At 69.1% G+C, this 14,038-nt stretch carries 14 protein-coding genes; 4 read left to right on the forward strand and 10 right to left on the reverse strand.

Going from position 1 to position 14,038, the window contains the following annotated elements; translation table 11 throughout:
- Positions 1–8 precede the first annotated feature (8 nt).
- The 7 genes from QWM81_RS09855 to QWM81_RS09885 all read right to left on the reverse strand — a co-directional run bounded on the left by QWM81_RS09855 (position 9) and on the right by QWM81_RS09885 (position 6,695).
- The gene (locus QWM81_RS09855) at positions 9–659 is read right to left on the reverse strand and encodes a DUF305 domain-containing protein (RefSeq protein WP_290111397.1); all 651 of its coding nucleotides are present in this window, start codon (positions 657–659) and stop codon (positions 9–11) included.
- 86 nt (positions 660–745) lie between these two features.
- A complete protein-coding gene (locus QWM81_RS09860) occupies positions 746–1,195 on the reverse strand; it encodes a DUF6153 family protein (RefSeq protein ID WP_290111398.1) in 450 nt (149 codons plus the stop codon).
- A gap of 183 nt (positions 1,196–1,378) precedes the next feature.
- Positions 1,379–1,684 carry an SCO5918 family protein gene (locus tag QWM81_RS09865; protein ID WP_290111399.1) on the reverse strand — a complete coding sequence of 102 codons (306 nt, stop codon included), beginning with the start codon at positions 1,682–1,684 and terminating at the stop codon, positions 1,379–1,381.
- A gap of 58 nt (positions 1,685–1,742) precedes the next feature.
- The gene (locus QWM81_RS09870; protein ID WP_435372347.1) at positions 1,743–2,141 is read right to left on the reverse strand and encodes a CBS domain-containing protein; all 399 of its coding nucleotides are present in this window, start codon (positions 2,139–2,141) and stop codon (positions 1,743–1,745) included.
- A gap of 46 nt (positions 2,142–2,187) precedes the next feature.
- Positions 2,188–3,684 carry a DEAD/DEAH box helicase gene (locus QWM81_RS09875; RefSeq protein ID WP_290111400.1) on the reverse strand — a complete coding sequence of 499 codons (1,497 nt, stop codon included), beginning with the start codon at positions 3,682–3,684 and terminating at the stop codon, positions 2,188–2,190.
- Between the two features lie 342 nt (positions 3,685–4,026).
- Complete coding sequence (locus QWM81_RS09880; protein ID WP_064071132.1) at positions 4,027–4,230, reverse strand: cold-shock protein; 204 nt, start codon at positions 4,228–4,230, stop codon at positions 4,027–4,029.
- Positions 4,231–4,616: 386 nt separating this feature from the next.
- The gene (locus QWM81_RS09885; protein ID WP_290111401.1) at positions 4,617–6,695 is read right to left on the reverse strand and encodes a SpoIIE family protein phosphatase; all 2,079 of its coding nucleotides are present in this window, start codon (positions 6,693–6,695) and stop codon (positions 4,617–4,619) included.
- Positions 6,696–7,084: 389 nt separating this feature from the next.
- On the opposite strand from QWM81_RS09885, the gene QWM81_RS09890 reads away from it, so the two are divergent.
- Complete coding sequence (locus QWM81_RS09890) at positions 7,085–7,441, forward strand: PRC-barrel domain-containing protein (RefSeq protein WP_290111402.1); 357 nt, start codon at positions 7,085–7,087, stop codon at positions 7,439–7,441.
- Positions 7,442–7,477: 36 nt separating this feature from the next.
- Complete coding sequence (locus QWM81_RS09895) at positions 7,478–7,648, forward strand: hypothetical protein (protein ID WP_290111403.1); 171 nt, start codon at positions 7,478–7,480, stop codon at positions 7,646–7,648.
- A 161-nt stretch (positions 7,649–7,809) separates the two neighbouring features.
- Here QWM81_RS09895 and QWM81_RS09900 read toward each other — a convergent pair whose 3' ends face one another.
- Both QWM81_RS09900 and QWM81_RS09905 read right to left on the reverse strand, forming a co-directional pair.
- Positions 7,810–9,213: a caspase, EACC1-associated type gene (locus QWM81_RS09900; RefSeq protein WP_290111404.1), complete on the reverse strand. Its 1,404-nt coding sequence runs from the start codon at positions 9,211–9,213 to the stop codon at positions 7,810–7,812.
- Positions 9,210–9,563: an effector-associated constant component EACC1 gene (locus tag QWM81_RS09905; RefSeq protein ID WP_290111405.1), complete on the reverse strand. Its 354-nt coding sequence runs from the start codon at positions 9,561–9,563 to the stop codon at positions 9,210–9,212. The genes QWM81_RS09900 and QWM81_RS09905 overlap by 4 nt, the downstream gene beginning before the upstream one ends.
- A gap of 551 nt (positions 9,564–10,114) precedes the next feature.
- On the opposite strand from QWM81_RS09905, the gene QWM81_RS09910 reads away from it, so the two are divergent.
- Entirely contained in the window at positions 10,115–10,822 is a 708-nt protein-coding gene (locus QWM81_RS09910; protein ID WP_290111406.1) for a CHAT domain-containing protein, read from the forward strand.
- Between the two features lie 896 nt (positions 10,823–11,718).
- Here QWM81_RS09910 and QWM81_RS09915 read toward each other — a convergent pair.
- Complete coding sequence (locus tag QWM81_RS09915) at positions 11,719–12,408, reverse strand: CPBP family intramembrane glutamic endopeptidase (protein WP_290111483.1); 690 nt, start codon at positions 12,406–12,408, stop codon at positions 11,719–11,721.
- Positions 12,409–13,110: 702 nt separating this feature from the next.
- Between QWM81_RS09915 and QWM81_RS09920 the strand changes: the two genes are divergently transcribed.
- On the forward strand, positions 13,111–14,022 hold the full coding sequence (locus QWM81_RS09920) for a hypothetical protein (protein WP_290111407.1): 912 nt from the start codon (positions 13,111–13,113) through the stop codon (positions 14,020–14,022).
- Positions 14,023–14,038: the final 16 nt, after the last annotated feature.

Genomic DNA, 14,038 nt, shown 5'->3' on the forward strand with positions numbered 1-14,038 from the left:
CGGACGGGTCAGCTCTTGCCGAACAGCTTGTTCATGCGCTCGATCTCGGCGCTCTGCGAGGTGATGATGGCGCGGGCCATGTCCCTGGCGGGCCGGTAGGCGCCGTTGGACTGCTCGGTCTTGGCCATCTCGATGGCGCCCTCATGGTGCTTGACCATCATCTGGAGGAACGCGGTGTCGAACGCCTTGCCGGATGACTTCTGCAGCTTGTCCATCTCCTCGGGCGTCATCATTCCGGACATGGAGTGCCCGGCGTGCTCTCCGCTCTCCTCCTCCGTGGGGACTGCCTCGCCCCAGGAGGTGAGCCACCCGGAGAGGGTCTTGATCTCCGGGCCCTGAGCCTTCTTGATCTCCGCGGCCAGCTTCTTGACCTCCGCGGACCCGGCGCGGGTCTCCGCCAGCTCGGCCATCTCCACCGCCTGCCGGTGGTGCGGGATCATCCCCTTCGCGAAGGAGACGTCGGCGGCGTTGTGCTCGCCCTGCTTGGCGGAGGCAGAGGCGGACGCGGGCGCGGACGCGCTCGGCGAGGGGGACTTGCCGTGACCCTCGTGGCCGGCGGAGCTGTCATTCCCGCCGCCGCAGGCGGCGAGTACGACAGCGGCGGTGGCCGCGGCCGCCACAGCGGCGGCGCGGCGGATCATGGAACGGCGTGCGGTCATGGTGTGCGACTCCTGTGTGTGCGCTGAATCGAGGCATGGCTCTCAACGGCGGCACCGACCAGGGGGTACGGGCCGCCGGGGCCCGCCTATATGCGCAGGAGTTGCAGTTCGCTCAGCGACGGTGGGGCACGTCCACCCGGCGTCGCGGCGGGCACGAGCGCGGTCAGGTCCGCGGTCGCGCAGGTGACCGCTCCGGCCGGGGCCAGGGCGGGAAGCGCGGGCGCCGTGCTGGTGCCGCCGGCCGCGCAGGTGGCGTCGGCGTGCTCGGCGTGCCCGCCGCCACCCGCGTCACCGTGGGCGACGCGCTGGGCGTGCCCGGCGTGCTCGGCGTGGGCGCAGCCCTCGCAGCCCATCGCGGCAGCCACGCCATGGTGCGCGTCCGCCGCCGCCACGGCATGCGACGGCGCGGGGGAGGAGCCGGCGGGTGCCAAGCCGTGCATGGCCACCAAACCAGCCAGCACAGCCAGCACAAGCAGCGCATACGCCCGCACCCGCACCCCACCGGGCCGGGCCGCACGCCACGCCTGCTGACTCATGCCCGCATCGTAACCGGGCACCCCGCACGCCCTCGGCGCGTACCCCGTCCGACAGCCGTTGCCGTTCCCGGGGAGCGGACGGAGCGGACGGAGCGCCACGCGGTGCCGTCGTGGACTGCGCACTGCGGACTGCGCACTGCGGACTGCGGGGTACGGGGAGCGGGGAGCGGGGTGCGCGCGAGGTCAGACGCGGGCGGGGGCTCCCAGCAGGGCCGCCGCCGTCTGCAGGGGGGTGAGAACGGGCGCGGTTGTGGCCGCGGGGGCGTGACAGGTGAAGCCGAGTTGGGTCAGCGCCCTGCTCACCTCGCCGGCGGTGAAGTCGCGGCGGTCCTGCCTGGTGATCACTTCACCGACCTGCTTGAGGGGATAGGTGCGGCGACCGATGGTCACGGACGCTCCCGAGACGGGTTCGGGCTTGATGCCCTTCATCGCCTGCTGCACGTCGGTCTTGATCAGGTCGAAGGGGAAGTGGGCGATGACGCAGCGCATAGTGCCTCAGCAGGGTTGAAGGGGGAAGCTCCGGGTGGAACTGACGGCCTGGGGGCGGTCAGGGGGTGAGAGCGAGGACGCCCAGGGTGTAGCCGTGCTCGTCCACCACGGGGGACACGTCCAGCGTCCGGTCCCGCATGGCGGCTTCCGCGTCGCTCAGGTGTGCCGCGTCAAAGGTGAACGGCCCCCGGTCGAGGGGGATGTCCCTCAACCGGGTGCGGTCGCTGTACCAGGAGCCGCCCCGGTGGGCGGCGAGCTGGGCCCGGGTGACCAGTCCGGAACAGCGGCCCGCCTCGTCCCGCAGGAGCAGGTGCTCGACGCGGGCGCTGATGAGTACGGAGAGGGCCACGTCGACCATCATGTGGTCGTCCACCTGGGGCCCGGGTGCGTCCATGGCGTCGCGGGCGGTGAGGCCCGTGCCGCTTGCTGCGCGGGGCCGTGTCTGAACCGGTGTCACGGGCTTCTCCTCTTCGGTCGGGCATGCACGACAAGCGGGGCTGTGGCTATGCGGCGGTGTAGGAGGAGGGGCGACGACGCCCTCGCGCGGGCCGGCTGCGGCGTCCGCGCGTGGAGGAGCCGCCGCGCTCGGACCGCTCGACGACCGGGGCGCTGATGGTGACGGGTACGCCGGAGGGAACCTGGGCGCCGGTGATACGGCTCAGCTCGGCCTCGCCCGAACGGACCCTGGTCACCTGCGCGGTGATGCCGGCGTCGTTCATCAGGCGGTCCATGCCGCGGCGCTGGCCGGGCAGGACCAGGGTGACGACGGTGCCGGACTCGCCGGCGCGGGCGGTGCGACCGCCGCGGTGCAGGTAGTCCTTGTGGTCGCTGGGCGGGTCGACGTTGACGACGAGGTCCAGGTTGTCGACGTGGATGCCGCGGGCCGCCACGTTGGTGGCCACCAGGACCGTGACGTGGCCGGTCTTGAACTGGGCGAGCGTGCGGGTGCGCTGGGGCTGGGACTTGCCGCCGTGCAGGGCCGAGGCCCGCACGCCGACGGCCAGGAGGTCCTTCGTCAGCCGGTCCACCGCGTGCTTGGTGTCCAGGAACATGATCACCCGTCCGTCCCGGGCGGCGATCTCCGTGGTGGTCGCGTGCTTGTCGGCACCCTGCACGTGCAGCACGTGGTGCTCCATCGTGGTGACCGCTCCCGCGGAGGGATCGACGGAGTGGACGACCGGGTCGGTCAGGTAGCGGCGTACCAGAAGGTCGACGTTCCGGTCCAGGGTCGCGGAGAACAGCAGGCGCTGCCCCTCGGGCCGTACCTGGTCGAGCAAGTGGGTGACCTGGGGCATGAAGCCCATGTCGGTCATCTGGTCCGCTTCGTCCAGGACGGTGATGGCGACCTGGTTCAGTCGGCAGTCGCCCCGGTCGACGAGGTCCTTGAGCCGGCCGGGTGTCGCGACGACGACCTCGGCCCCGGAGCGCAACGCCCCTGCTTGGCGGCCGATCGACATACCGCCGACCACCGTGGTGAGCCGCAGGTGCAGCGACCGGGCGTAGGGGGTGAGCGCGTCGGTGACCTGCTGGGCCAGTTCCCGGGTGGGTACGAGGACCAGTGCCAGCGGCTGGCGGGGCTCGGCGCGCTGCCCGGCGGTACGGGCCAGCAGGGCGAGGCCGAAGGCGAGGGTCTTGCCCGAGCCGGTGCGCCCGCGGCCCAGGACGTCACGGCCGGCCAGCGAATTCGGCAGGGTCGCCCCCTGGATCGGGAACGGCACGGTCATGCCTTCGGCGTGGAGCGCGGCCAGCAGACGGTCGGGCAGGCCGAGATCGGCGAACGCCTCGACGGCCGGCAGCGCCGCGGTGACGGTCTTCGGCAGCGCGAACTCCCCGTGGAGCGCGGCGGGCCGACGCCCGTGGCCGCCCGGCCGGCCGGATGCGGCCGAACGGGACGGAGCGCCTTGGCGGCCCATGCCCTGGGGGCGCCCGCGGCCGGCGCGGCCGGAGCCGGCGCCTGTGCGGGAGGAGTAACTGTCGTTCGTGCGAGCGGTGCGGTTCATGCAGAACCTTCCTCGATGCGGCACGTATCGAGGAACGCCTTCCAGCAGCAATGAGCTGGATGAGGATTCGCAAGAACGAGCCGAAGAAAAAGACGAAACAAGCCGGGCCGACAGGGGCAACGGGTTCGTCTTTGAAAAGGGCGCCGGAGTACGAGCCGCAGAGAAGGGCGTCGTTATTCGGGCGCGAGAGCCGGGACAGGATCCGTCCGGCTGAAGCCCTGGGCGATGCGGCAGGAGACGCTGCCGTCCAAGAGGCCGTCGAAGCCGACGGGGCCCGGAGCAAGGAACGAGCTGGGGCCCACACCCATGGTGCGGGCCCCAGCTACGTAGTACGCGTCAGCGTCAGGCGGGAACGATGTTCTCGGCCTGCGGGCCCTTCTGGCCCTGCGTGACGTCGAAGTTCACCTTCTGGCCTTCCTGAAGCTCACGGAAGCCGGAGCTGGCGATGTTCGAGTAGTGGGCGAACACGTCAGCGCCGCCACCGTCCTGCTCGATGAAGCCAAAACCCTTTTCCGCGTTGAACCACTTCACGGTGCCAGATGCCATATTGAATCTCCCTTGGGGGCAGTGCCCGGAGTCCACACCTTGTGAACCCGGAGTCGCTGCGATGATGTCCCCTCCGGGAATACCGGAATGAATACGGTGCTCGTCGGCGATGCCGGAAGAGCGCCTGAAGTCTTTGGGAACCAAAACTGCAACTGGCATCACCGTAGCACGGCTGAAGCCCAGGAGTGCGATAAGTTTCCCGGTTCGATCTTCGGAGCCAGAAATCCTCACCGCCCATTTCGCGAATTTCTGCAACGGCGACAAGAGATATCCGCCACCACCGCGGCCGCGCACCCGCGAGCCGTGGTCCAGGGAGTGACGGTGCCGGACTCGCTGGAGCCGGGGCTGTCGCCCGGAGTCCTGGACTGCGCACAGGACCCCCCATGTCAGCGGCGGACGCGGGCGATGAGCAGAGCGACGTCGTCGTGGTCGTCCGGGTGGCGCAGTGCGTCCAGGAGGTGGTCGCAGGTGTCTTCCAGGTTGCGGTGCGGGCCGTCGAGGAGGGTGAGCAGGGCGCCGAGGCGGGTGTCGATGTCCTGGTCGCGGGTCTCGACCAGCCCGTCGGTGTAGAAGACCAGCTGGTCGCCGGGGTCGAGGTCGACGGCGGTGGTGCGGAAGGGGACGCCACCGACGCCCAGGGGTGCCCCGGTGGGCAGGTCGAGTAGCGCGGGGGCGCGTCCGGGTCGCATACGGACGGGTGGCAGGTGTCCGGCGGTGGAGATGTGGCATTGCGCGGTGTGGGGGTCGTAGAGCGCGTACGTGCAGGTGGCGATGTAGGGGTCGAGTCCGGCGGTGATCCTGTCCAGGTTGCGAAGCACCTGCTTGGGTGCGAGGCCGAGTCCGGCGAGGGTCTGTGTGGCGGTGCGGAGCCGCCCCATGGCGGTTGCGGCGTTGATGCCGCTGCCCATGACGTCGCCGACCACTAGCGCGGTCCTGTCGCCCGGCAGGGGGAGGACGTCGTACCAGTCGCCGCCGACCTCGCTGGTGGCGCCGGCCGGCTGGTACCGGGAGGCGACTTCCAGGCCGTACAGGGGCGGCGGTGGCTCGGGCAGGAGGCTGCGCTGGAGAGTGAGGGCCGTGTCGCGCTGCCGCTGGTACCAGCGGGCGTTGTCGATGCAGACGGCGGCGCGGGCGGCCAGCTCGGAGGCCAGGGTGGCGTCGTCCTCGGTGAAGGGATGGGGGTTGCGCGCGCGTACGAGGTCGAGGGCGCCGAGGACTTCGCCGCGCGCCACGAGTGGCACGGCCAGATAGGAGTGGACGCCTGCCCGGGCCAGCATGGCCGCGGCCCTGGGGTCGCGGGCGATGAGAGACAGGTCGGCCTCGTTCACGTGGGGCACCATGACGGGCCGGCTGGTGTTGACGGCTCGGGTGACCAGGCGGTCGGCTTCGTAGCGGGCCACTTCGCTGGGAGGGTCGGCGGCACTGGTGACGTCGGTGGGGTAGGCGGCGGCGACGGCCAGGGCACGGAAAAGCGCAGGTCCGTGCGCGGGGGCGGTGGTGCGGTGGCCGGTCAGGGCGGAGTCGAGGACGTCCACGGCGGCCATGTCGGCGAGCTCGGGGACGGCGACATCGGCCAGCTCACGGGCGGTCTGTTCCAGGTCCAGCGTGGTGCCGATGCGCACGGAGGCGTCCGCGACCACAGCCAGCCGGTGCCGGGCACGGTCGGCCTCCAGGGCCGCGCGGTGCCGGTCGGTGACGTCCACCACCGAGGTGCCCACGCCGAGCACCTTCCCACCGGGGTCTTCCAGCCGGTAGTAGGACACCGACCACGCGTGCTCGGTACCGGGGTCGGCTCTGGTGCGGCCGACGGCGTACTGGTCCACCAGCGGCGTACCGGTGGCCAGGACCTGCCGCATCGCGGACTCGATGCTGTCGGCGTCCAGGAACGGCAACGCTTCTCGCACGGTCCGGCCCAGATGCTCCTCTGCGGGCAGGCCGTTGATCCGCTCCAGAGCGGGGTTGACCATCGCGTACCGCAGGCCGGTGTCCAGCACGGCCAGCCCGATCGGGGACTGGTCGACCAGCCGGACCGACAGCGCCAGGTCTTGCTCCACCTGGCGCAGGATCCCCTGGTCGGTGGCCAGCCCCAGGGCGTACGGATCACCGCGGTCGTCCTGCAGCCGCATGTTGCGGAACTCCAGTAGCCGCGTGCTGCCGTCCTTGTGCCGTACGGGGAAGACGCCCGCCCAGCTCCCTTCACCCTCCATCACCTGGGCGAACAGTCGCAGCACCAGGTCGACGTGCTCGTCCGCCACCAGGAGCTGGGCGGCGAACCGGCCGAGCGCCTCCTCGGCGCTGTAGCCCAGCAGCGTCTGGGCCTGCGGGCTCCAGAACACGATCCGCCCGTCCGCATCGAGCACGACCGCCGCCACACCGAGCACGTCCAGCAATCCGCCCGGCGGCGAAGGGCCCAGCTCCGCACGTCCGGCGGGACCGAGATCGGCCTGGAACCCGTCTGTATCCATGGCCAGCTGCTCCTTCCACCGGCGTCACGGTCACCGCACTCCTGCAGCGGGCGACGTGGCGCTTCCATCGTCTCTCCGGTTCAGTGGAGCCCGCAGCCCCCGCGTGTGCGGCACGACGGCCTGGCCGGCACGACGGCCTGGCACCCGCGTTCTCCCGGCAAGGACGCACGGTCAGTGGTACCGGGCCCCTGCCGGGCCGAACCTCGGCAAGGGCCTGGTCTTGGCACTGTCGCCGCCCGAGCCACCACGGCCGATACCGTCACCGCGCGAGGGTGCAACACACAGGTTCCCCGATAGCCTGGAAGGGCAAGGGGCTACCGGTCTCGGCGGTCGGCGAATACCTGTGGGGCGGCTCGTACCTGCCGGGTGAATGCTCAGGAAGGCAGGCCATGATCCAGGCAGCCGATATCCGTGAGTGGCGTAACCGCGATGTCGTCGATCCGAAGGGCCACAAGATCGGTGTCCTGGAAGCGATCTATGTGGACACCACCACCGACGAACCGGCCATGGCCACGGTCCAGGCCGGGTTGCCCACCCGTCACCGCCTGGTTTTCGTCCCTCTCGACGACGCGATCCTCGGGCCGGACTACGTCAAGGTCTCCTACGCCAAGGCACTGGTCAAGAAGGCTCCCTCGGTCGGCATGGACGACATCCTGCCCGCCGAGGCGGAGGAAGCGGTCTTCCAGCACTACGGCATGACCTACCAGCCGGGCGCCGCCGGCGAGCGCCAGCTCGCGCGCCGCTGACCGCCCGGCACAAGGACCCAAGGAGGCGTTCGCATCATGGCCCTCTTCCTGTTCCTCGCTCTGGTGGCCGTCGTGCTGGGACTCATCGGCGCGGTGGCTGAAGGGCTGGGCTACCTGCTCATCATCGGCATCGCGGTCCTCGTGATCGATCTGGCCATCATCGCCGTGCGCTGGTCCCGACGGACGGGACGCCGCCCCGTCCGGTGACACCCAAGGTCCCCGGCGGTCAGTCCTGCCGCCCCAACCGGCCCCCGGCCGTACGTAGCCGTTTGACGCTGGCGCGCGCTGTGCGGCAGCGAACGAGTTGTGTTGTGACTGGTCGGCTATGGCGGGGTCCCTTGGTTGAACGGCTATTGCGACGCCGGCGATCAGTGATTTTGCGGGACGAGCCATTTGTGCTTGCTGTCGTTTCTGCATTCGTCGAGATGAATGGCAATCTCATGGCGAGCCGCGCACCTCTGCGTCAAGCCCTTGTCGAGAGCTTGCTCGTTCACCAGATGGAAAAATCCGTCCCCCTGTGGCTGCAATACCCAGGCGGAGGCGGGGCCGTCGCAGCCCCAAGTGCCGACGGGCTTGGCAGGCGCCTGGATGTCTGCCCCTAGACACACCCCGGGTATGCGCTGACTGATGAACCGCACATGGTCGTTGGGGAAGGTCCACATCGACCAGTCCACCTGTGCCGCGTCGCACGCCCCGATGGGCGCGCTCCCTAGCGGCGGGTCACCGATATGTCGGACGCAGTCCCTGCCCCTGTTGGAAGCGCTTTGGAGTAATCCAGGGTCTTGCCGCTTGGGCGGGATGGGCGCAGGCGTGCCGCGATCAGGAACGTCAGCAGGAAGAACGGAAGACGCCACGGCTATGGCCAGGGTGACGACGGCCAAAAGGGCGGCAGCGTATCTGTTCCGGTATCGGCGCCAGTGGATGCGCAAGCTCTGGACGCGGCTGCGGCGGGCCGGGATGGTCCGCGGCGCGGGCCCGGGTGGAGGCGCTTGTTCTCCGATGGAAGGGACCCAGGCTCGGTTGCGTGCGATGGGGATGTGGCCGGCCAGGTTGCTGTTGCGCTGCTGGGGGCGGGGCAGTCCTCTGGCCCGTAACCGGGCATCGACCTGCCGATAGACGGTCTCCATGGTCAGCATGGGCCCTTCACCCGGCACGCCGGATTCCAGCACCTCGATCAACGCGCCGGAGAACGCCGTGTACCGCTCCCCGGGCACGGCGAAGGAGGGCGACGTGCTGGACGAGGACGTGGTGACACAGGTTCCCTCGATTACCGCGAGATCGGCCTTGTTCTCCGGGCCGGCGGGACCCATGCCGCCTTCCATGGCCCGTCCGCTGAAGCAGCAATCGAGCAGCAGGACTTTGTTCTCGGCAGTGTTCTCGTGGTCGAGGATGGCGTGTCTGAGGTCGCTGATCGGGAGACCAGCGGCTACGCCCCAACGCTGCAGTCGCGAATTGTGCAGTGCGAGATAGAGCTCCCCGCTTTTCGGATGGATCAGGCCGTGGCCTGCGAAGTAGACGATGAGCGTGTCCTGCGCCTCCTCGCCTGCGGCTGCCACGGTTTCAAGTATCTCGTCGGCGCCGGCCCACGGGCTCACTGGAGTGACGTCCATGCCCGGCTTGCCCCACGTGGGGTCCAGGAGCATTTCGTGCAGGGCGGCCAGGTTGTTCTGCACGGCGGGGATGCTGTCCCGGTGGTGGTAGGCATGGCATCCCACGAGCACCGCTCGTGACCTCTTCGAGTACGAGCCGCTACCGGGGTAGTCCTGGCTCATCCTCCGCCGTCCGGATCGGACCCGTCGGCCTCGCGCAGCGCGCGGGCCAGAGCCTGCAACTCGCTGGGGTTGCTCGTATCGAGCGTGAACGAGCAGCCGTTGACCTCGATGCGTACGGAAGGCCGCCGGGGCCGCGACTGCCGCCAGGCTGCTACCGCCACCAGCAGATTGCCCAGGGCGATGGTGTTCGACAGGAGGACGCTGACCAGTTCCAGCGGCTGCCCCATGGCCCCAGGCAGGGGAACGCTGTCTAGCGGTATCCGCACCTGGCCACGCAGCAGCTGCTCCTGCGTGAGCCAGACGCGCAGCGCGTCTGCCTCCTGCCTGCTGCTGCCCTCATCGACTGCCAACGTCAGACGCATGTGTCCTCCGGCCCCTCACCACCCGGCAACGACGGGGTCATGGGTCAACTGCCATCTTTACTGGCACTGTAAGGCGGTCCGGGGCAGGCTGTGGCCTCTTTACTGACGCCCAGGGGTGTCGTGACGGCCACTTCCTTGGGCGGCGGCGCTGGGCGGCGGCAACGACGTGCCTCGTCACCATCTCAGGGGGGCCGGGCAGGCCGACGGGGCACAGGATGCCGAGGTCAGCCGCCGGGCCAACGAGATCAGCACCGACGAGGCACTGGGTGAGGAAGTTCGGAACGATCCCCCTTCGCGTACCCCGCCTCACGCGCAGCTCCACGTCCGCCGCATGACCAAGGACCCTCTGTAGGCGGTGGCCTTGCAAGGGCGCCCGGCCTTGCCTCCTGGCATACCGTGGCGCCACCGTTGGGGGCGGTCAGGGGGATCGGGGGGACCGATGAGTGAGTTGCGCCCGGAGTTTCGCGCTGCCATCCGGGGGGCGATGGCCGCACCGGAAGAGGGCGCCGCTGTTCCTCTTGGAACCACCGGAAAGCGTGTTGGCGCGGAACACACATGACCACCTGGCCGAGCTCATTTACCAGGTCCGCGACAAGCTGACTCCCGAACAGGCGGGCGGCACGGGCGGTTCCGAGGGCCTTGGTACGAAAGTGCTCGACGTGGTCTACCTCGTCGGGTGCTACCACTTCGCGCGGTGGTGGCACGCGCCCGAGGAAGAAAAGACTGACGACGAACTGACCGCCACTGGATCGCTGTCCGGTCCCAGATCCGAGCTGCGGGACGCGGACGCCACGCCGGAAGCGGTGCTGGCCGCCCTGCGAGCGCACACCCACGCCCACCTGGCCTGCCATGGCGTACGGGACCCGGCCGACCCCTCGCAGAGCAGACTCCTGTTGCACGGCGATGACCTGGCGCCGCGTCAGCTGGCCGCCGAGCGGCTCCGGGGCGCCGAGTTCGCCTACCTGTCCGCCTGCCACAGTGCCGCCCCGGGCAAAGAGCTGGCCGACGAGGTCATCTCCGTCGCATCCGCCTTCCAGCTGTGCGGCTACCGGCACGTCATCGGGAGCCTGTGGACCGTGGAGGACGACATGGGCCCGCTGCTCGCCCAGGAGGTCTATCGGCTCCTCGGCGCACCGGACACCCCGGGCACCGCGCACGCCCTGCACCGGGCGATCGGGAAGCTGCGCCAACACGACCGCTACCGGGAACCGCTGTTCTGGGCGTCGGTCGTCCACAGCGGACCCTAGGCGACCGGAAGACCGTACGCGCCGGTACACAGCCGCACGAAGCGAGGAGAGGCCGATGGACGACGACCGCGAGATGCGCGCCAAATTCTGCTCGGCGCTGCGCTTGCTGGAGCAGGACATACCGGAAGAGGACCTCAACGACGCCGTACGCGCCGTCCTTGCGGGTACCCCCGTACGGCAGGCGGTGGCGGGGCTGGGCATCCCGTCGTACGTGTTCGAGGAGGCGGGCCCGTGCGCGGGGACGAACCCGGGAGCATGGTCTTCGGGACGAGGCCGCGCTCCGCGGGAGAGCGGTACCGCTGCCCCGACGGGTCGTGCAGTCTCAACGTGGTCCGAACGCCGGGCGGCGAGCTCCCCTCCGGTGGGCGCTGCTGGCTGCGTAAGCGGCCGCTGCGCCTCGTCGAGGCATGAGCCGGTGGCCCCGGCCCTCGACAGCCTCAGCCAGAAGCTGGCTGAGTAGTGGCTATCCGCCCTGGCAGCTCCCGCCCTGTTCTTCGTCGCGGCGGCGGCCACCGGCGCGGTGCTCGGCCACGGGGCCGCGCTTGACCGGTCCGCCCTTTTCGAGCGGTTCGGGCACTGGGCGACGGTGGCGGGACGGTGGCCCACGGTCGGTCAGATCGCCCTGGTCGCGGCGATCGTCCTTCCAGTGCGTTGAGGAGGGCGGAGTCGGCGAACGTGACCCGGTGTGTGTCGATGATGACGCGGCGGTAGCCGTAGGCGGCTGCGGTCAGCTAGACCAGCGCGGTGATCCGGTTTGCGCTGTTCCCGACCTGACACTGATCATGCTGGGGCCGCACAACGGATCCCGAAGTCACCGTGAAGCGACCCGCCAGAAACTGACACAGCCACCGAGCCCTGCTGCTGCGACAGTGCGCCGTTGACGACACCGACGTGCATCATGCCGCCCACCAGCGACTCGCCGCCCATGCGAGCGCGTAGCCCGCACTGTTGAGGGCGCAGTGCAGCGCCACGGGCGGGATGAGGCTGCCGGAGCGGCGGCGGAGCTCGCAGAAGAGCACACCGGCGAGGGCGGTACCGGCGACCGCCGCTGTCACGGACAGGGCGACGCCGACCTGGCCGGCTCCGAAGACCGCTTGGGCCGCCGCGTTCGCGCGCGTGAGCCCGCGTGACGGCTGTACGTGCCAGAGCCCGAAGAGCACTGAGGAAACGACGGTGGCCCATACAGGCCCCCACCGTCGCCAAACCATGGCCCACAACACGCCGCGAAATGCGATCTCCTCAAGCAGCACCGTGCCGAGCGGTACGCGGACCAGCACGCGGTACACCAGTTCTCCGGGAGACAGGCCCGCGGCCCGCTCGTCCTGGAATGCCTCCCGGGTGAGCGGCAGGGCCAGGCCCACCAGGTAGACCACGAGAACGGCTCCGGTCAGGACCAGGCCCCAGCGCATACCGCGGCGGGCCGCGACCCTGCCGAGCCCCAGATCGTCCCAAGTGAGGCCGGACCGGCGGGCGATCAACACAAGCAACAGGGCCGCGACCGCACAGACCGGCACGTACCAACCGGGCGTGAGCAGGGCGTTGAGCGCGTTCGCGGCCGCGAGTACCACGACGGCCAAGAGCAGCATCCACATGGCCGCACAAGAATCGCCGACGTTCGCGACGCGCGGCCCGGCAACGCGCCGTTCCACGGAGCACCGCCCTCTTTCGGGCAAGTGGTTGTCGTGCATGACCGGGAAGCTCGGGCGGCCGCGAGGTCGCGGCTCCCCGCGCCCGAGCCGAGTCAGAGGCGGGCAAGCGCATCGTCATCCTGCCGGAGTTCCTCCGGATCGCTCTCCAGCGACACCTCGACTAGTACGCGGAGGAGGGCCACGGACGGGCTGCCCTTCGGAAGGAGAAAGGGGCGCCATACCGCCGGTCGACCTTCGGCAGGAAGCGGCGGAGACAACAGCAAAGCCCCGGGCCGCTAGCCTGGGGCTTCACTTCGGAGCGGGTGACGGGAATCGAACCCGCGCTCTGAGCTTGGGAATCATTGGGTACGGCCTCCATGTCAGGCCGCTGAACAGCACGAATGTCACTCCGCCGCTGCAAGGCATCCCAGTCCTTGCACCCCCGTTAGCCGTGGTTGACCGATCGATCTGGTGCGGATCTGGAGCGCTAGCCGCCCCCGGGGCTGATGTCAGACCCACCCTCGATACTTGACTTGGCTCATCAACAGGTGACGTGCTGGCAACTACGGAAGGTGGGATCAATGGTGCATAAGCCCCAACCGGCGAGTAGCTAGGTGCGCGCGCTTGGGGTGTTACCAAGTGCAGTCGTAATCTGGAGAGATGCTGAAGCGGAAGCTGGTTTTCTATCGCTGGACCTCTGTTGCTGGCCGGGCCAGCTTCGCACCCTCGGCCGTGGCGGAGCGGCTAGCCCGGGAAATTGCTGCGGACAGTGCCTACCAAATGATTGACAAGGACGGCGTGATCACCGCTGTGGAGGTGGTGGACGCGGGGGATGAAAGGGAGCCGACGAAGTTTCGAGTCCTGGCCTTGCGGGGTCACGAGGACCGGCCCTTCAAGTGGGATCCGCATGCCTCGATCGGTCCCATCTCGCTACTGGAAAACGAGTACCCGGCGGACGCCACTCACGTCTCCATCTGGCCTGATGGGTACTGTGCTCACGATATGGGTAGGTATAGTCCGAGGGTGTCGCGGTTGGCGTTCTTTCTGCGTCAAAAAATGCAGGAATATGTGAATTTTGATCCCTTGTTTAACGAAGATGCTTTTCGCAAGCTGGATGAGATGAAGGGGCAGTTCCGGTCATTCGACCTAGCGATGACTAAGCCGGAGTACTCGACACGCGACCGAGGGACGTTCGGCAAGTTGTGGCCGGCGGTTGCAGGTGAGGAACTGCCGTCGGTGCGAGTCAGTCTAGGGATGGGCCGCTATGGGCCGAAGGATAGGTATATAGATCAGCATTTGGAGGATGAGCTTTTGGAGCTGGCGGCGAGGGCCAGTGACCTTCTGACGGGCATGGTGGTGCGTGGGCGAAGCAGTCGGACCAACCGGGTGGAGGAGGTCAACCTGTTGACCGAGCGGCTCAGTGTGGAGGTCGAGCTGCCTCAACGGGCTGACATTCCTTCGGCTCCACGTGTGGAATCCGTGTTTCACGAGCTTGAGCAAGCGTACAAAGACTTCAAGCGGCGAGGTGTCTTCGAGACGACATCTACTGCGGAACTGATGCGTAAGGATTGAACGTTAGGCTGGGGGG

Source organism: Streptomyces ficellus (genome assembly GCF_030406405.1).
Classification (GTDB): domain Bacteria; phylum Actinomycetota; class Actinomycetes; order Streptomycetales; family Streptomycetaceae; genus Streptomyces; species Streptomyces ficellus_B.

Bases quoted from the DNA above. Each gene is read 5' to 3' on its own strand.
- QWM81_RS09875 (WP_290111400.1), bottom strand. From the start codon at position 3,684: ATGAACCGCACCGCTCGCACGAACGACAGTTACTCCTCCCGCACAGGC.
- QWM81_RS09855 (WP_290111397.1), bottom strand. From the start codon at position 659: ATGACCGCACGCCGTTCCATGATCCGCCGCGCCGCCGCTGTGGCGGCC.
- QWM81_RS09920 (WP_290111407.1), top strand. From the start codon at position 13,111: ATGCTGAAGCGGAAGCTGGTTTTCTATCGCTGGACCTCTGTTGCTGGC.
- QWM81_RS09860 (WP_290111398.1), bottom strand. From the start codon at position 1,195: ATGAGTCAGCAGGCGTGGCGTGCGGCCCGGCCCGGTGGGGTGCGGGTG.
- QWM81_RS09895 (WP_290111403.1), top strand. From the start codon at position 7,478: ATGGCCCTCTTCCTGTTCCTCGCTCTGGTGGCCGTCGTGCTGGGACTC.
- QWM81_RS09900 (WP_290111404.1), bottom strand. From the start codon at position 9,213: ATGAGCCAGGACTACCCCGGTAGCGGCTCGTACTCGAAGAGGTCACGA.
- QWM81_RS09885 (WP_290111401.1), bottom strand. From the start codon at position 6,695: ATGGATACAGACGGGTTCCAGGCCGATCTCGGTCCCGCCGGACGTGCG.
- QWM81_RS09880 (WP_064071132.1), bottom strand. From the start codon at position 4,230: ATGGCATCTGGCACCGTGAAGTGGTTCAACGCGGAAAAGGGTTTTGGC.
- QWM81_RS09890 (WP_290111402.1), top strand. From the start codon at position 7,085: ATGATCCAGGCAGCCGATATCCGTGAGTGGCGTAACCGCGATGTCGTC.
- QWM81_RS09865 (WP_290111399.1), bottom strand. From the start codon at position 1,684: ATGCGCTGCGTCATCGCCCACTTCCCCTTCGACCTGATCAAGACCGAC.
- QWM81_RS09915 (WP_290111483.1), bottom strand. From the start codon at position 12,408: ATGCTGCTCTTGGCCGTCGTGGTACTCGCGGCCGCGAACGCGCTCAAC.